Annotated in this window: 13 protein-coding genes and 1 pseudogene; 5 read left to right on the top strand and 9 right to left on the bottom strand. The window is 42.0% G+C overall.

The features are described from left to right. Nucleotides 1–7 precede the first annotated feature (7 nt). The 6 genes from Q0788_RS09455 to Q0788_RS09430 form a co-directional block, all read right to left on the bottom strand. Nucleotides 8–1429, bottom strand: a complete 1422-nt coding sequence (locus Q0788_RS09455) for a cytosine permease (RefSeq protein ID WP_298810034.1) — start codon at nt 1427–1429, stop codon at nt 8–10. Nucleotides 1430–1553: 124 nt separating this feature from the next. After that, complete coding sequence (locus tag Q0788_RS09450) at nt 1554–3041, bottom strand: aldehyde dehydrogenase (RefSeq protein ID WP_298810032.1); 1488 nt, start codon at nt 3039–3041, stop codon at nt 1554–1556. Nucleotides 3042–3102: 61 nt separating this feature from the next. Then, nucleotides 3103–4140: an LLM class flavin-dependent oxidoreductase gene (locus Q0788_RS09445; protein ID WP_298810027.1), complete on the bottom strand. Its 1038-nt coding sequence runs from the start codon at nt 4138–4140 to the stop codon at nt 3103–3105. A 65-nt stretch (nt 4141–4205) separates the two neighbouring features. Next, complete coding sequence (locus Q0788_RS09440) at nt 4206–5117, bottom strand: flavin reductase family protein (RefSeq protein ID WP_298810025.1); 912 nt, start codon at nt 5115–5117, stop codon at nt 4206–4208. A 35-nt stretch (nt 5118–5152) separates the two neighbouring features. After that, entirely contained in the window at nt 5153–5989 is an 837-nt protein-coding gene (locus tag Q0788_RS09435) for an alpha/beta hydrolase (protein WP_201567673.1), read from the bottom strand. Nucleotides 5990–6002: 13 nt separating this feature from the next. Further along, nucleotides 6003–6605 (bottom strand): amino acid synthesis family protein, encoded by a 603-nt coding sequence (locus Q0788_RS09430; protein ID WP_201567675.1) that lies wholly within the window; start codon nt 6603–6605, stop codon nt 6003–6005. A gap of 187 nt (nt 6606–6792) precedes the next feature. Here Q0788_RS09430 and Q0788_RS09425 point away from each other — a divergent pair, with 187 nt between their 5' ends. From Q0788_RS09425 to Q0788_RS09415, 3 genes are read left to right on the top strand one after another with little or no spacing between them, the layout of a single operon-like run. Further along, complete coding sequence (locus Q0788_RS09425; protein ID WP_298810015.1) at nt 6793–7446, top strand: GntR family transcriptional regulator; 654 nt, start codon at nt 6793–6795, stop codon at nt 7444–7446. A gap of 12 nt (nt 7447–7458) precedes the next feature. Continuing rightward, on the top strand, nt 7459–7839 hold the full coding sequence (locus tag Q0788_RS09420; RefSeq protein WP_298810013.1) for a carboxymuconolactone decarboxylase family protein: 381 nt from the start codon (nt 7459–7461) through the stop codon (nt 7837–7839). Between the two features lie 26 nt (nt 7840–7865). Continuing rightward, nucleotides 7866–9317, top strand: coding sequence for an NAD-dependent succinate-semialdehyde dehydrogenase (locus Q0788_RS09415; protein ID WP_298810011.1), 1452 nt, complete (start codon nt 7866–7868; stop codon nt 9315–9317). Nucleotides 9318–9501: 184 nt separating this feature from the next. Here Q0788_RS09415 and Q0788_RS09410 read toward each other — a convergent pair whose 3' ends face one another. Together Q0788_RS09410 and Q0788_RS09405 are read right to left on the bottom strand one after the other, a co-directional pair. Next, entirely contained in the window at nt 9502–10761 is a 1260-nt protein-coding gene (locus Q0788_RS09410; RefSeq protein ID WP_298810008.1) for a type II toxin-antitoxin system HipA family toxin, read from the bottom strand. 18 nt (nt 10762–10779) lie between these two features. Continuing rightward, nucleotides 10780–11085 (bottom strand): helix-turn-helix transcriptional regulator, encoded by a 306-nt coding sequence (locus tag Q0788_RS09405; protein WP_298810005.1) that lies wholly within the window; start codon nt 11083–11085, stop codon nt 10780–10782. 357 nt (nt 11086–11442) lie between these two features. Here Q0788_RS09405 and Q0788_RS09400 point away from each other — a divergent pair. Then, a pseudogene (locus Q0788_RS09400) lies at nt 11443–11796 on the top strand (hypothetical protein); the annotation flags it as partial. Nucleotides 11797–11898: 102 nt separating this feature from the next. Then, the gene (locus tag Q0788_RS09395) at nt 11899–12651 is read left to right on the top strand and encodes an IS5 family transposase (protein WP_298809999.1); all 753 of its coding nucleotides are present in this window, start codon (nt 11899–11901) and stop codon (nt 12649–12651) included. Between the two features lie 467 nt (nt 12652–13118). Here the strand turns inward: Q0788_RS09395 and pcaD are convergent, their stop codons facing one another. Continuing rightward, nucleotides 13119–13898, bottom strand: a complete 780-nt coding sequence (gene pcaD, locus Q0788_RS09390; RefSeq protein ID WP_298809996.1) for a 3-oxoadipate enol-lactonase — start codon at nt 13896–13898, stop codon at nt 13119–13121. Nucleotides 13899–13939 lie beyond the last annotated feature (41 nt).

Genomic DNA, 13939 nt, shown 5'->3' with positions numbered 1-13939 from the left:
TTCAGATTCAGACTGAAACGTTCTGAGTGCTAGCTGCACTCTTGTTTGCTGCACCTCTACCTAGAAGGTAATAAACAATACAAGTCACTAAGAAACTAAAGAACACACTACCTATAGTATTACTGACAAAAGAGATATTCGGAGCAAAGAAGTATGACCCTGCACCTATAAACCAAGAGATAATAGCCATGATATTGATGCCATTGCCGTACCAGTACGGTCCAGTTTTGTCGTTGAATTTAGTAATGTCATAGTTTTGCTTACGCATTAGATAGTAATCAACCAACATAATAGCGATGCAAGCTGGAAAAAATGCGCCTAGGAAAATGAGAAAGACTTGGAAAGTATCTAGGAAGGAGCCTAGTATTAGAGGGGAGAATCCAATGAGAGCAGCTAACACACCCACGCTAATCATTGAGATTTTGGCTGGTAATTTTTCGATAATATTGGCAGTTGAAAAGCCACCCGAATATATATTGATCATATTAACGGCAACGGTAGAGATGACAATTAATATGTTTGCTACCATGCCCATGCCCAACGTGCCAGTAATATAAGCCAAATCTGCAGAGTATGGGTCAAACAAACCATTGTTCATAACGGCAACGGCGATTGCACCAGCGGCACCAACAATAAGAAACCAGAGCATACCAAATGCTGCCCCAAGCATTGGCCAAACTGTAGCTGCTCTTTTGCTAGTCGTATAGCGAGTATAATCAGCGATACACATGACCCATGCAAAGCCATTAGCCAAGACAATATCTAGACCACCACCCATGGTTAAGGACCAAGTAGTGTTCTTTGGGTTGTCTGCTAATGACCAATTCCATAGATCAGCAAAAGAAACTAAGGTAAAGACTTTGTATGATATCCAAACACTTAACACTACTAGACAAACGACAGCTATCATTTGCGCTTTGGAGATATATTTAGCCCCGTATACAGCGGTAGCAGTTGAAACAAATAGAATTAGAAGAACAGAGATAATAATATTACCCGCGGAGTAAATATCGCCGCCAGTAAAGGAGGTGATTATCGTAGATAACGCTGTGGCTGCAATATAAGTATTTACACCACACCAACCAACGAATTGTAACGCATTAAGAACGGACGGTAATTTACTACCTTTGATGCCAAAAGGTACTCGGCACAAACCCATGTTAGTTGACGCTATTTTATAGCCCATGAATCCCACTAAGGCTAGAATAATATAAACGATTGGGTTACCTATTAAAGAGGCAATAATGACTCCACTCAAACCCAAAGCACCCATGATGGTGCCCATATACCAAGTAGTAGGATTCGCGTTTGCGCAGATCCATGTGGACATCATCTCCTTGCCACCATAGTATCTTGCGTCTAAGGGTACATATTCATCAATCGCATAATCGCGAACTTTGTTTTGTTGAGTATCATTGGCATTTTCCACTGTAAATTCCTTTTCATATCTTATTTAAGGTAGATCTAAAATCATGGAAGATTTTTTTAGCAAAGATCAGACAAATAGCTATAACATTCTCTTCAAAACAAAGTCCTCTAATGACATTTACTCATTACCTCATGATAAAAGGATTGGCCATCGGCTCCGCTGAGATATTGATCCATGTCGTTTTTGTACGAGTATATTGAAGTACAGATTCGCTACCAGCTTCACGGCCATAACCAGACTGATTGTAGCCACCGAAGGGTGCTGTAGGAGAGATAGCTCGATAGGTGTTTACCCAGCAAATACCTGAACGAATCTGTTGTGAGACACGGTGAGCTCTCGCTAAGTTTTGAGTAAATACACCAGAGCCTAAGCCATAGACGTTGTCATTTGCCATAGCAATGACTTCGTCTTCAGTGTCGAAAGCCACCAAAGACATTACAGGTCCAAACATCTCAACGCTTTGGGTTTCGATATCAGTATGAGGACATTCGACTAAGGTAGGAGTAAAGTAATTGCCGCTAGCTAAAGCAGGGTCGGTAGGAGGCTGACCACCGAAACGAATGGTAGCGCCTTGTGAAACTGCCTTCTGAAGAGTATCTTTAATACGATCGACTTGAGCTTTAGTACATAAAGGACCTACGTGAGTACTGGTATCAAGAGGATTGCCGATGACAATATTTTTCGCTTTTTCTTCTACACGTCTGATAATTTCAGGCAGGATAGAGCGATGAACAAACCCGCGAGAACCCGCCACACAAGACTGTCCAGAAGCACCAAAGTTTCCAGCAATTAGACCGTTGGCCGCACTTTCTAAGTCAGCATCATCAAAGACGATAATTGGCGATTTACCACCTAACTCTAAGCTAGTAACTGCAAAGCTATTGGCAGAGTTTCTGACTACATGTCTTGCTGCATCGGGCCCACCAGTAAATGCAATTTTATCTACGTCGGGATGGCTAGTAAGTGGAATGGCACAGTTTTCAGCATCACCTGTGATTACAGATACGACACCTTTAGGGAAGCCTGCTTGTTCCACGAGCTCTGCAAAAGCAAACATAGGGCAGGGCGCTATTTCAGAAGCCTTCAAAATGATAGTGCAACCTGCTGCTAGCGCTGGTCCTAGCTTAGTCGCTGTTAAAAACATTTGCGCATTCCATGGAACAACAGCAGCTACTACGCCAATAGGTTCACGTGTAGTAAAAACGTGCATATCTGACTTATCAATTGGTAGTGTAGCGCCTTCTACTTTGTCGGCTAGCCCTGCAAAGTAACGATAATAATCGCTGACATAACGAGTTTGAGCCACAGTTTCGTGAGCCAGTTTGCCACTGTCTGTCGTTTCAATTCTTCCTAGTTTTTCGGCGTTTTGCTCGATTAGATCTGCTAATTGATACAGTAATTTTCCGCGTTGAGTGGCAGTCATCTTAGCCCATTCAGGGTTGCTCAAAGCAGCCTTGGCACCATCGACAGCGCGTTCGACGTCAGCAGGGCTAGCACAGGCAAAAGTTGCCCATGCTTCATTCGTCGCAGGGTTATAGCTGTCTAGGACTTGGTTGGTGCTCCCTTCGCACCACTCGCCATTGATATAGAGTTGATAATGAGGTTTGGCCATGGTGGTACTCCAAATTTCTTATTGGGTTATCTGTTTATCATTTACTAGAAACTAAGTATGGTTATGCAAATGCTGGCATGACGTCATCAATAAAACGGCGCAAGGATGCCTGTTTCTGCTCGAAAGTCATACTAGAGTCAATCCAAAATGCAAACTCGTCATAACCCAATTCTTCATATACTTTGAGTTTTTCGATGACCTGATCAGATGTGCCAATAGGCATGTTTTCTAACATTTTTTCAGGAGCATACATGTCGATTTTTGCCATTTCTTCTTCGCTCAATGGCTCAAGCAGTCCTTGACGAATAGGACGTTCGTTTTTGAACCACGCGCCAAAATAGCAGTAGAAACGGCTGATACATTTGGCCGCTTCAGCAACGTCATTCGCATCACTACCAACATAAGCATGTTGCAAAAGCATGATTTTCGGGTTTTTACCTTCGCCGTGTTCAGCTTTGGCATTGTTAAAAGCAGTCATTAGATTTTGAATCTCTGTCATCCCTTGCCACAGTGGAGTGACTTGAACGTTACAACCATTTTCTACCGCAAAGTTGTGGCTGTGAGGGTCACGTGCTGCAATCCACATTGGTACGCCACCTTTTTGTAAAGGTTTTGGCGCTGAAGTTGTCGATGGGAATTGGGTATATTTTCCATCATGGGTATAGTCGCCTTTCCACAATTGCTGTACAGCAGGAACCAGCTCACGCATACGCCCGCCAGCTTCCATTGCATCCATACCAGGCATTAAACGTTCGTATTCGAAATTATAGGCGCCGCGAGCAATTCCCAGATCCAATCTTCCTTTGGTGAGAATATCAGTCATTGCTGCTTCACCAGCAAGTTTGATAGGATGCCAAAATGGCGCAATGACTGTACCTGTACCCAGTCGCACATTTTTAGTGTGATGAGCCAGATCAACTAGGTTTAAAAACGGATTAGGAGCAATGGTAAAATCCATACCATGGTGTTCACCAGTCCAGATGGCATGCATTCCACCTTGGTCAGCCATTTTTGCTAGCTCGATAAAATCGTTATGGAGCTGTTGATAGCTCTGTGATTCATCAATTCTTTCCATATGTAAAAATAAAGAAAACTTCATAACACAATTCCTTTGTTTATTTTTTAGTGTGACTTTTAACTTAGTATTGACGATAAATATAAAGTTTAATGAACATTGCCGTGTTCTTCTTGACCGACATATACACCGTACAACCCATTTTTACTTTCAGTTGCGTAGCGTGTCATCATCGAACTCATGGCCGGTGTAATAAAATGCTGTTCGGAAATACTATCGATTGAGATATATTCACCTAGCCCTTTAGGGTCAGCCGATTGAGCGGTAGCTCGATAAAAAATGTAATTGGTATTTGTTTTAGTATTCTCATAAATAGAGAAGACAGCGCCCAACTGAACGTCAATATTACGGTCTGCTAAAAACTGTTGGATCGTGCTAACGGCATTGGTATTGTCATCGGTAGTCGTACTAGGCAAGGTTGCTTTGCCATCCTTTTGACTGAGTAGGATTTTTCCATTGTGCTCTATAATCACACCCACATTGACATGTTTTTCTTGGGTACTGATTTCTGCGGCTTCACGCTCTAGTGCTAAGCTGAAATAACCTCCAGACGCGTAGCCCAAGCCATATCCTTCACGAGATGAAAAATCAAGCACTTCACCAATCAAGAGGTGATGATCACCAGCGTCGAGATTACGGTCTGTTTTACAAGAAAAATGTGTCAAGGCACCTTTTATAATTGGATTGCCGTATTCATCTTTATGCCACTCAATTTGACTAAAGCGCTCGTCTTTTGAGCCCGCAAAGATGTTCGAGATGTTCTGTTGATCTTCGCTCAAAATATTGACAGCAAAATGTTCACAATTAGCGAATACATCGAAGCTAGATAACGATTTTGCTGGGCATACTAGTAGAAGTGGTGGATCCAGTGATACTGATGTAAAGGAGTTAGCAGTGAAGCCAACAGGTTTGCCCTCATTGGACATCGCAGTTATCACAGTAACGCCAGTCATATAGCTACCAAAGGCTTTGCGTAGGGTTTTAGGATCAAGTTGCTTCATGAGAACCTCTTTTTAAAAATAGGCGTGCTTTTAGATTAAGCAAGCGTCATATTGTGTGAGTCACATTGAGTAAAAAATGTTGCCAATGCAGCGTTAACCGTATTCGAATGTGTCATTTGAGTCATATGACGGGCTTCGGGTACGATAACGGCATCAGCATTGGGTAATATATTTGCCATTGCCAGTGACATTTCGGGCTTAGAGTTAACATCCAGTTCGCCTGTTAGAAATAACGCAGGTACTGTAATGGGTCGCAAGTCCGCTTCTGTAATACCACGTAAATGTGCAAACATCTGATAGGCTCGTGCATATCCTAAGCGACTGCCATTATCTAACCATTTTTGACATAGCTCTGCCTCTGAGCGGTATTTAGGATTGCCATCGAACCATCTGGCTATTGGTTGCTCAGTGACATTTTGATTGAGATCATTGATGAGTGATTCGGCTCTAGCTTGTACATTTTGAGCCGCCTCATCTGGACGATTATAAATCGCATTCAATGCCGCGATACCGAGTACTACTTTGGGAGACGATACGGCAGTCTGTAACGCCATCATCGCGCCTAATGAGTGACCAACAATGATGGCTGGTTGACCCACAACATTATTAATGAATGTTGTTAGCACATCAGAAAAGTCTTCCAACGTCAGGACAGGGTTGGATAATAAATCGCTCTCCCCATGTCCTGGCATATCAATCGCATAACAATGATAGTGTTTAGTAAATACAGACAGCTGTTGGTACCAACTCTCTGCTCGTAAGCCCACACCATGGATAAAAACAATTGGGGTGGATTTTTCATTAACGCTATCACTGGCATTTACACTGTAATGATAAGCGATTCCGTTGGATGTTTTACGTGACCACTTCATTAATATCTACTCCCTATACGGCTGCTGGATTATCTAGATCGCGGCCCAAATCTTCTAAGTCTTGATAACGATCACCAATACGATGATGCGGACGGCCACCAGTAGCACCTCCTAAGACGATGATTACCTCATCATCACGAGGGGCATCTGGAATGGCGAATTGAATGGTCAGATAATGTGAACGTCGACCGACATCATCTTTATCCATCAACGGCACCATAATGGGGGAGTTTGCACCGCCACGCATGTTAGTAAACGATAAATAACTACTGGCAGATAAAGCTTCACGATAAAAATTGCCAAAACGCAGCGTATGAATCAGGCCTGAGGCGTGTTCGATTTCACCATTAAGTCCAACGACAGCCGCTTTGCCATACGCTTGTATTTTGTCTGCACCGCCAGCTAGAGCGATGATCTTATCGGTCATTAGCTTACCTAATACAGGACCGAAGGCTTGAATCTCAGGTTTTAGATCTTCGACATAACGTCCTGCCCACGGGTTAGTAATCACCGCCGCAACAGCAAACATTCTAAGCGGTGTATCAGCGGCCTTGAATCCTTCAATGAACGTTTCTTCCTCAAAAGTTACGATTTTTCTGATTTCTGGTTTTAGCATTATTGGTTCCCTACAGTGATGAATAATCTTTAACAATATTGGTATACCATAATACGGTATTAAATTAATTACTAGCTTTTTTTGAAAAAAAATATTATGGTATACCGTAATACTATATTAAAGCGTACTGTTTTTTTGCTTCACAGTCGTTATACTCTGCATTTACATCTTACAAAATAGAGGTCGTATGTTAGAGAAAGTGGAAAAACCAAAAACGTTGAAAGAGACAACATTAGAACAGTTACGCTTAGCGATCATGATTGGACAGCTTGAACCAGGTAAGCGTTTGGTTGAGCGCACTATCTGTGAGCAGTTGGGTGTCAGCCGGACTGTTGTACGTGAATGTATAAGACATTTAGAAAGTGAGCACTTGGTGACGTTTTCTGCGGGAGGATCTTCAGTTGCTGTTTTAGAAAGTGATGAGATTCGCCAAATTTACCATTTACGTACGATGCTAGAGAGCGAAGCAGTTCGCTATTGTGCTGAGCAAGTGACCTCTGAGCTAGTAGATAAGTTACAAAATCACTTAGTTCAGATTCGAGAAAACTTACATGCAGGAGATGTGGTGGAGGCGCTGGCGCATTCTTATTCATTTTACGAGCATTTATTCGTGACGGCTGGTATGACGGTCGCATGGGAGTTAACGGAGAGATTGAATGGACGTATTGGTCGTTTGCGTTTTATGACTTTATCTACACAAGAACGTGCTGCTAAAGGTCCCAATAACTTGCAAGATATCGTTAATAGTATTGCCAAAGGTGACAGTAAGTCGGCAATCGAAGCTTGTCGAAAACACATTGATGAAGCCTGCCATATGGGGTTGCATCTTAATAAACAGTAATAGGGGGTAGTAATGGACAAACAACGATTTGAATTGGGGATTACTCAACGCAAAGCCACTTTGGGTGCTGAGTACGTCGAGAAAAACCTACAAGCTGCTGACGATTTTAACCGTCCATTTCAAGAAGCCATGACCGAATGGTGCTGGGGATTTGGATGGGGCGATGAGACGATTGATGCCAAAACCCGTTCATTAATGAATTTAACCATGATTGCTGCCTTGGGGAAAATGCATGAATGGGAGTTGCATCTAAATGGAGCAATTAATAACGGTTGTTCTGTTGAAGAGATACGCGCTGTTATACATGCTATTGCGATTTATTGCGGTGTACCACAAGGTGTAGAGTGCTTTCGAATTGCCCGTGAAGTGCTGACCACACGCGGACTGTTGTAGTCCTAAAAAACCAGTTGGAGTGAGAAATGCAATTAAAGAATAATGCGTTGTTTAGACAACAAGCCTTTATCGATGGCGTGTGGTGTGATGCTGATAATAAAGAAATCCATGAAGTACTGAATCCTGCAACGGGAGAGCTGATTGGTACTGTACCAATGATGGGAAGTGACGAGACTCGACGCGCCATTGAAGCTGCAGATATCGCTCAATCAACTTGGTCGAAAAAAACAGGTAAGGAACGTAGTAGTATTTTGCGTCGTTGGCACACGCTGATTGCTGAAAATATGGAAGACTTGGCTGTCTTAATGACCCATGAACAAGGTAAACCCATCGCTGAAGCAAAAGGTGAAATACAAAGCGGGCTGGATTACTTAGAATGGTTTGCTGAAGAAGCGAAACGTATCTACGGTGATTTTATCCCTGGGCACATGCCAGATAAGCGTTTAGTAGTGATTAAACAACCTGTTGGCGTCACTGCAGCTATTACCCCATGGAACTTTCCGCACTCTATGATTAGCCGCAAAGCAGGTCCTGCGCTAGCAGCGGGATGCCCGATGATTGTCAAGCCTGCAATGGAAACGCCTTATTCTGCGTTAGCAATGGCTTATTTGGCTCAGAAAGCTGGTGTTCCTGACGGTATATATAGCGTAGTCACAGGTGATCCGATAGCGATCGGAAAGGAGATGACTACAAACGCTTTAGTTAAGAAAATCAGCTTTACTGGGTCCACGCGGGTGGGGAAAATCTTAATGAAACAGTGTGCTGATACTGTCAAAAAGATGTCATTAGAATTGGGAGGTAATGCACCTTTCATCGTTTTTGATGATGCAGATATAGATGCTGCTGTGATAGGCGCAATGATGAGCAAGTACCGTAATAGCGGTCAAACATGTGTATGTGCCAATCGTCTTTTTGTACAGGCAGGTGTTTATGATGAGTTTACCAAAAAATTAGCAGAGCAAGTACGAGATATAAAAATTGGTAACGGTTTAGAAGAAGGAATAACACAAGGGCCTTTGATTTCTCAGTCTGCAGCAGATAATGCGGAGGCGCTGGTTACTGATGCGAAAAGTAAAGGAGCAACTGTATTATGTGGTGGTCAAAGAGTTGAGGCTGGTAGCAATTTTTTTGAGCCAACTATTTTGACCGACGTCAACAACGATATGCGCGTCGCAGATGAAGAAATTTTCGGTCCTATTGCGCCAATTTTTAAATTCGAAACAGATGAAGAGGGCGTTGCTCTCGCAAATCGTACTGAATATGGTTTGGCAGGTTATTTCTATAGCCGAGATATCGGGCGTGTATGGCGTATTGCTGAAGCACTCGAAGTGGGTATGGTCGGAGTCAATACTGGAATGCTGACGACAGAGTTGGCACCGTTTGGGGGTATCAAAGAATCCGGCTTAGGACGTGAAGGCTCAAAGTATGGTATCGAAGAGTATGTCGAAACTAAATATATTTGTTTAGATATTAATTAAATATAGCTTTTGAAAGATAATAAAAACCCCACAGCGTATAGGCTATGGGGTTTCTTTATTACTTCTAATATTATTTGATGGTGCGCCCACCACGCAACGCCTAACTTAGCATAACCCTTTATTATTAAGGGATAAGGTAGTTAAGTATTTATTTTTAACAACAAATTTAACAACTTCTTAAGGTCTATTGATTTGCCATCCGATTGAGATTGGCTTTTATATCATGAATGACCTGATTTGATAATTCTTTCTCAATGTTATGATCTTTAATAACAGTCAAAAAGTTTTCAGCAACTGATGCTACCTGATCAATAATAGCTTGTGCCTTGTTTTGCTTAATATCAGCAAGTTTAGCCAACTTTAATAAGTGAGATCGGGTAGGGTATTGAGCTTCACCAGTCACATCCATCTGGTGATAACCATTCATACCTGAGTTATAAGCGAGATCATAGACAGGCGACAATGACCACCTGCCAGCCTTGTCCATCATAAAAGAGAAGTTCTTGCTATGATCGTCTTTATTGTTAAAAATGATATTGAATACCGCATGTCTAAAACCATCTTCTACAGCAACTTGTGATTGGGTCAACATACGCACGCAGCGTAAATACTGCAGATAATCTAGTGATGGGATGCGAAAATCAATGTCTAATAAACCTGCTAGCGTATGAGTATGAACGCGTTGATTGCCCATGCGATCAAAACGTTCAACCCCAAAAGCAGCATGTTTTTCACCGATATCAAAATAATGATGCGCAGGCATGTTTAGGCCTGCTTGCTTAGCCATATCAGCATAAAGTGACTCTAATAGACAAACGCTTTTATGCTCAGATTGGGCAGGGAACTTAATCAGCCACGGCGTTGCGGATGGCTGTTCGCTTGTTAAATCCGTAGCAATAAACTCGGCTCCCTCATCATATAGGACAAGTGCTTTTGGCCTTGCACCTTGTGGTGAGCCGCCTATGACGATTAGCTCAGCCAATATGTCACTATCTTGTCCAGATAAAATCGATTGATTGGCAGCGGCCAGTTTGGCTAAAGTAAAATCATTAATATCGATATCAGCGCCTGATAAATCTTGTTGTGGCTCAAAACTAAGTGCTCCCATTGCTGAATTACCAATATAAGCGAGGCGATCTAAAACATTGATTGACGTAGCATGAGACATTGTTTTTCGAAAGAACCTATCCATGAGTAGCATTCCCCAACCATCGGGTAAGCTGTCTGATAATAATCCGCATAGGTAATGGCTTGAAGCATGAGTACCATAATACGGTGCTGCTCGTAATGGCATCTCAATGGGTGACAGCTCCAGTCCATCAGCCAGCCACGCTGCATCATAGCCAAAGGCAGGGTGTCGTCCGTCCATCGTTAATTTGCCAATAAGACGTTTGGCACCAAATCCTTGATAGTAAACGTTAACAATTGATATCGGTTGATACATTGAAATGGCTACCCTATGTCAGCTTTTATTTGAGGCACGCAGGCGTGTATTTTGTTTAGCGATAACCTCTTCTATATTGGTAGGTACTACATCAAACAATTCAGCAAAGTGATTTACCATGCCAAGAGCCATAGCGAGTCGAATCACGTTATCTAGTGTGCCACCTTGACCAGACTCAATACGAGCAACAGTACTGATGCCAGTACCAGCCTTATCTGCTAAAGCGACTTGTGTTAAGTTTAATGCCAGTCGCTGCGCTTTTAAGCGTTCACCTAAAATCTCGGAAATCTCACTTGGCGTATAAAAATCAAATCTTATGTTCATAATATAATCAATCATATAAGAGTGTTAAACTACTATTTTATCACTTAGTCATTCAAATATGAATGCTTGTTTTTATAAAGCTAATAATTATAAAAAATACTTGTAATTAAACCCCGATATTAAGAAAGTCAGCTAAATAATTTTAAAGATAATAAGTGTTTAGTAGGCTATAACATCAGCGGCTAGCGATGACCCTGCACTCAAGATTTTATCTCTTTATGCTGTTGAAAATATTCTATTGTTGATAATGTTGTACGCCACAAATCTAAGACTGCGGCACTTGATAAAAGTATGACTATCAAAAAAATACTTGATTTATTCAAGAGCGGCCATAGTGTTAGGGCAATATGTTTTTTTCAGCATACCTAGTATTGTAGCTAAGCGTATCACATCATCAAGCAGCATCACTTTGACGGCTCAGTTAGTGGCAAAGGCAACTGCTTTGATAACGCACACATATAAAGCTTTTCGGGTGAGGAGCACTGCTCCGCAAGGAAGAATGAGCTTATGTATCATCAAGACTTTGAAATAAGAACTGGAGCCATCAACGATATTATTAAGTATGTTGAGCTTGATTATAATGAGAAGCGATTAGCAAAGCACTGCTTTGCAACGACGCAAGGCAAGAGCTGTGCTCACAGTAAAACGAGAATTAAAAAAGGTTTAGACTATAGATCGCCAAGGCAGATGTGGTTTAGTTATTATTCTTAGGTTGCATGACTAGGGCGTGTTGAACATTGGTAATAAAACGATGGCAAAAAAATAGCAAACGGTTAGTCTTTAAGTTCTCACACAAAAAAGACATCGTTTGCTATGCCTCGTACAATGCTCAAAGATCAACACTGGACAAGACTAAGACCTATATTACTAGAACTTAATATCTATGACAAAGGGAATCTTAGACAAACAGTCGAAGGCGTATTATATCGTATGCGTGTTGGCTGTCCTTGGCGTGATCTGCCATCTTACTTTGGTAAGCCTAATACCGTCTACAAGGCTTATCAGCGCTGGTTTCGTAGCAATAAACTGATTGCGCTGTTCGCTTTATTAATGAAAGACTCAGACTGTGAATGGGTGTTTATCGATGGCACACACATTAAAGCACATCAGCACAGTAATGGTGGCAATGAGGTGGAACAAGCCATTAGTAAGAGTGTGGCAGGACGCGCCACCAAGATTCATTTGGCGGTTGATGCTCACGGCAACCCTATTACTTTTATCTTATCAGATGGTACGACTCACGATGTAAAAGTGGCTCCAGACTTAGTTGATAAGATTAATTTAAGTGGTACAGATATGCTATGTGCCGATAAGGGCTATGATTCTGATCCGCTGCGAGACCATATTGAACAAGCAGGTTGCTTTAATAATATTCCTCGAAAACAGAATACTAAGTCCACCAATAACCATATGGACTGGCACTTGTACAAGGCTCGACACTTAGTAGAAAATGCTTTTGCTAAGTTAAAAAACTATAGGGCGGTTGCAACTAGATTTGATAAGCTCAAGCAAAGTTATGAGAATACGGTGGCTCTCGCTTGTGCCTATTTTTGGTTGAAGCTTTGAATGTTCAACACGCCCTAAAGTATCTCAAGTTTAATTATATGGATTTGAGGGCAGGGTTCATCACTCAGACTTAATAACAGACCGATATAATAGAGCCACTTATAGCAAACTGCTAAGCCGATTATTTTAGGAACAACTCAAAAAATATTTTATATCTTAAAACTACGGATGACATTGAGGAATTACTTTGCGTTCTTTGGAGATGCAGCGGCATATGTGAGGCCTTTGTACTCCATTGAAACACGTGTACCAACACCTCCTTCAAGTGTCTGACGAATATTAGTCAATGACCCGATAATAGCGGTGTTTCCAGTTGCACGCGCAAACTAGCAAGCCCAATGCAACTTTTGGCCCCATAGAACCCGCACGAAGATTAAGATCACTTAATGCGTCTGGATGCGCCTGCAATATGCTTCATTGTGTACCAGCAAGCTCCGCTATCACTTAGCTAAAATAATAATACTTATTTAAGTATTTAGGTAATGGCGTATCAGCTGAGTAAATACGTCTGGCTGTTCGATATTTGATATATGTGACGCATCAATCGTGGCAAGCGTTGAGTTTGGAATATTATCAACCATATACTGACCATCAGCAACGGTAGTAACAGGGTCTTGAGAGCCTGCCAACACTGTAACTGGTACGCGAATATCTTTTAGATGCTCGCGAGTATCGGCAGTAGACAACGCTTCGCAGCAGCTGGCATAGCCTTCTGCACTACCAGCCGCAAGAGCCTTGGATAGTGCTCTAACCACATCAGGATACTGTTCAATAAAACCAGCTGTAAACCAACGTGATGCTGCTGTTTTGGCGATATCGTCCAGCCCGTTCTCACGTACTAATGCCGCACGCTCAAGCCATGGTGCTTCTGAGCCAATTTTGGCTGCGGTATTACACAATAGCAAGTGCTCAAAGCGATCTGGGTGATTAATGGCTAGCCACTGACCAGTCATACCACCCATTGAAATGCCACAAAAAAATGCTTTATCAACATGTAGGTGATTTAACAGATCGATCACATCTTGCCCAAGCTGAGCCAAACTATAAGGGCCATTAGGTGCTGATGACTTCCCATGACCACGAGTATCGTAGCAAATGATAAAGTAATCGGCTTGTAAGATATCGATTTGTGGTTGCCACATATGATAGCTAGTGCCTAGAGAATTGGAAAATATTAGGGCAGGGTCGTTGCTATCGCCAAAAGTGGCATAATTCAGAGTGATGTCTTTATTTTCTAATACAGGCATGATAAAGGTCCTTACTTTTGAAGAGCATGTGAGGAGGGGAT

This window comes from uncultured Psychrobacter sp. (assembly GCF_947500265.1).
Lineage (GTDB): Bacteria > Pseudomonadota > Gammaproteobacteria > Pseudomonadales > Moraxellaceae > Psychrobacter.
Note: the sequence above shows the minus strand (reverse complement) of the source record. Positions and strands in the feature narration are given on the sequence as shown.

What these genes read in the sequence shown, in the direction of transcription:
- Q0788_RS09430 (WP_201567675.1), bottom strand. Translation starts at nt 6,605, where the DNA reads ATGCTAAAACCAGAAATCAGAAAAATCGTAACTTTTGAGGAAGAAACG.
- Q0788_RS09425 (WP_298810015.1), top strand. Translation starts at nt 6,793, where the DNA reads ATGTTAGAGAAAGTGGAAAAACCAAAAACGTTGAAAGAGACAACATTA.
- Q0788_RS09435 (WP_201567673.1), bottom strand. Translation starts at nt 5,989, where the DNA reads ATGAAGTGGTCACGTAAAACATCCAACGGAATCGCTTATCATTACAGT.
- pcaD (WP_298809996.1), bottom strand. Translation starts at nt 13,898, where the DNA reads ATGCCTGTATTAGAAAATAAAGACATCACTCTGAATTATGCCACTTTT.
- Q0788_RS09440 (WP_298810025.1), bottom strand. Translation starts at nt 5,117, where the DNA reads ATGAAGCAACTTGATCCTAAAACCCTACGCAAAGCCTTTGGTAGCTAT.
- Q0788_RS09450 (WP_298810032.1), bottom strand. Translation starts at nt 3,041, where the DNA reads ATGGCCAAACCTCATTATCAACTCTATATCAATGGCGAGTGGTGCGAA.
- Q0788_RS09395 (WP_298809999.1), top strand. Translation starts at nt 11,899, where the DNA reads ATGCCTCGTACAATGCTCAAAGATCAACACTGGACAAGACTAAGACCT.
- Q0788_RS09410 (WP_298810008.1), bottom strand. Translation starts at nt 10,761, where the DNA reads ATGTATCAACCGATATCAATTGTTAACGTTTACTATCAAGGATTTGGT.
- Q0788_RS09415 (WP_298810011.1), top strand. Translation starts at nt 7,866, where the DNA reads ATGCAATTAAAGAATAATGCGTTGTTTAGACAACAAGCCTTTATCGAT.
- Q0788_RS09445 (WP_298810027.1), bottom strand. Translation starts at nt 4,140, where the DNA reads ATGAAGTTTTCTTTATTTTTACATATGGAAAGAATTGATGAATCACAG.
- Q0788_RS09405 (WP_298810005.1), bottom strand. Translation starts at nt 11,085, where the DNA reads ATGAACATAAGATTTGATTTTTATACGCCAAGTGAGATTTCCGAGATT.
- Q0788_RS09420 (WP_298810013.1), top strand. Translation starts at nt 7,459, where the DNA reads ATGGACAAACAACGATTTGAATTGGGGATTACTCAACGCAAAGCCACT.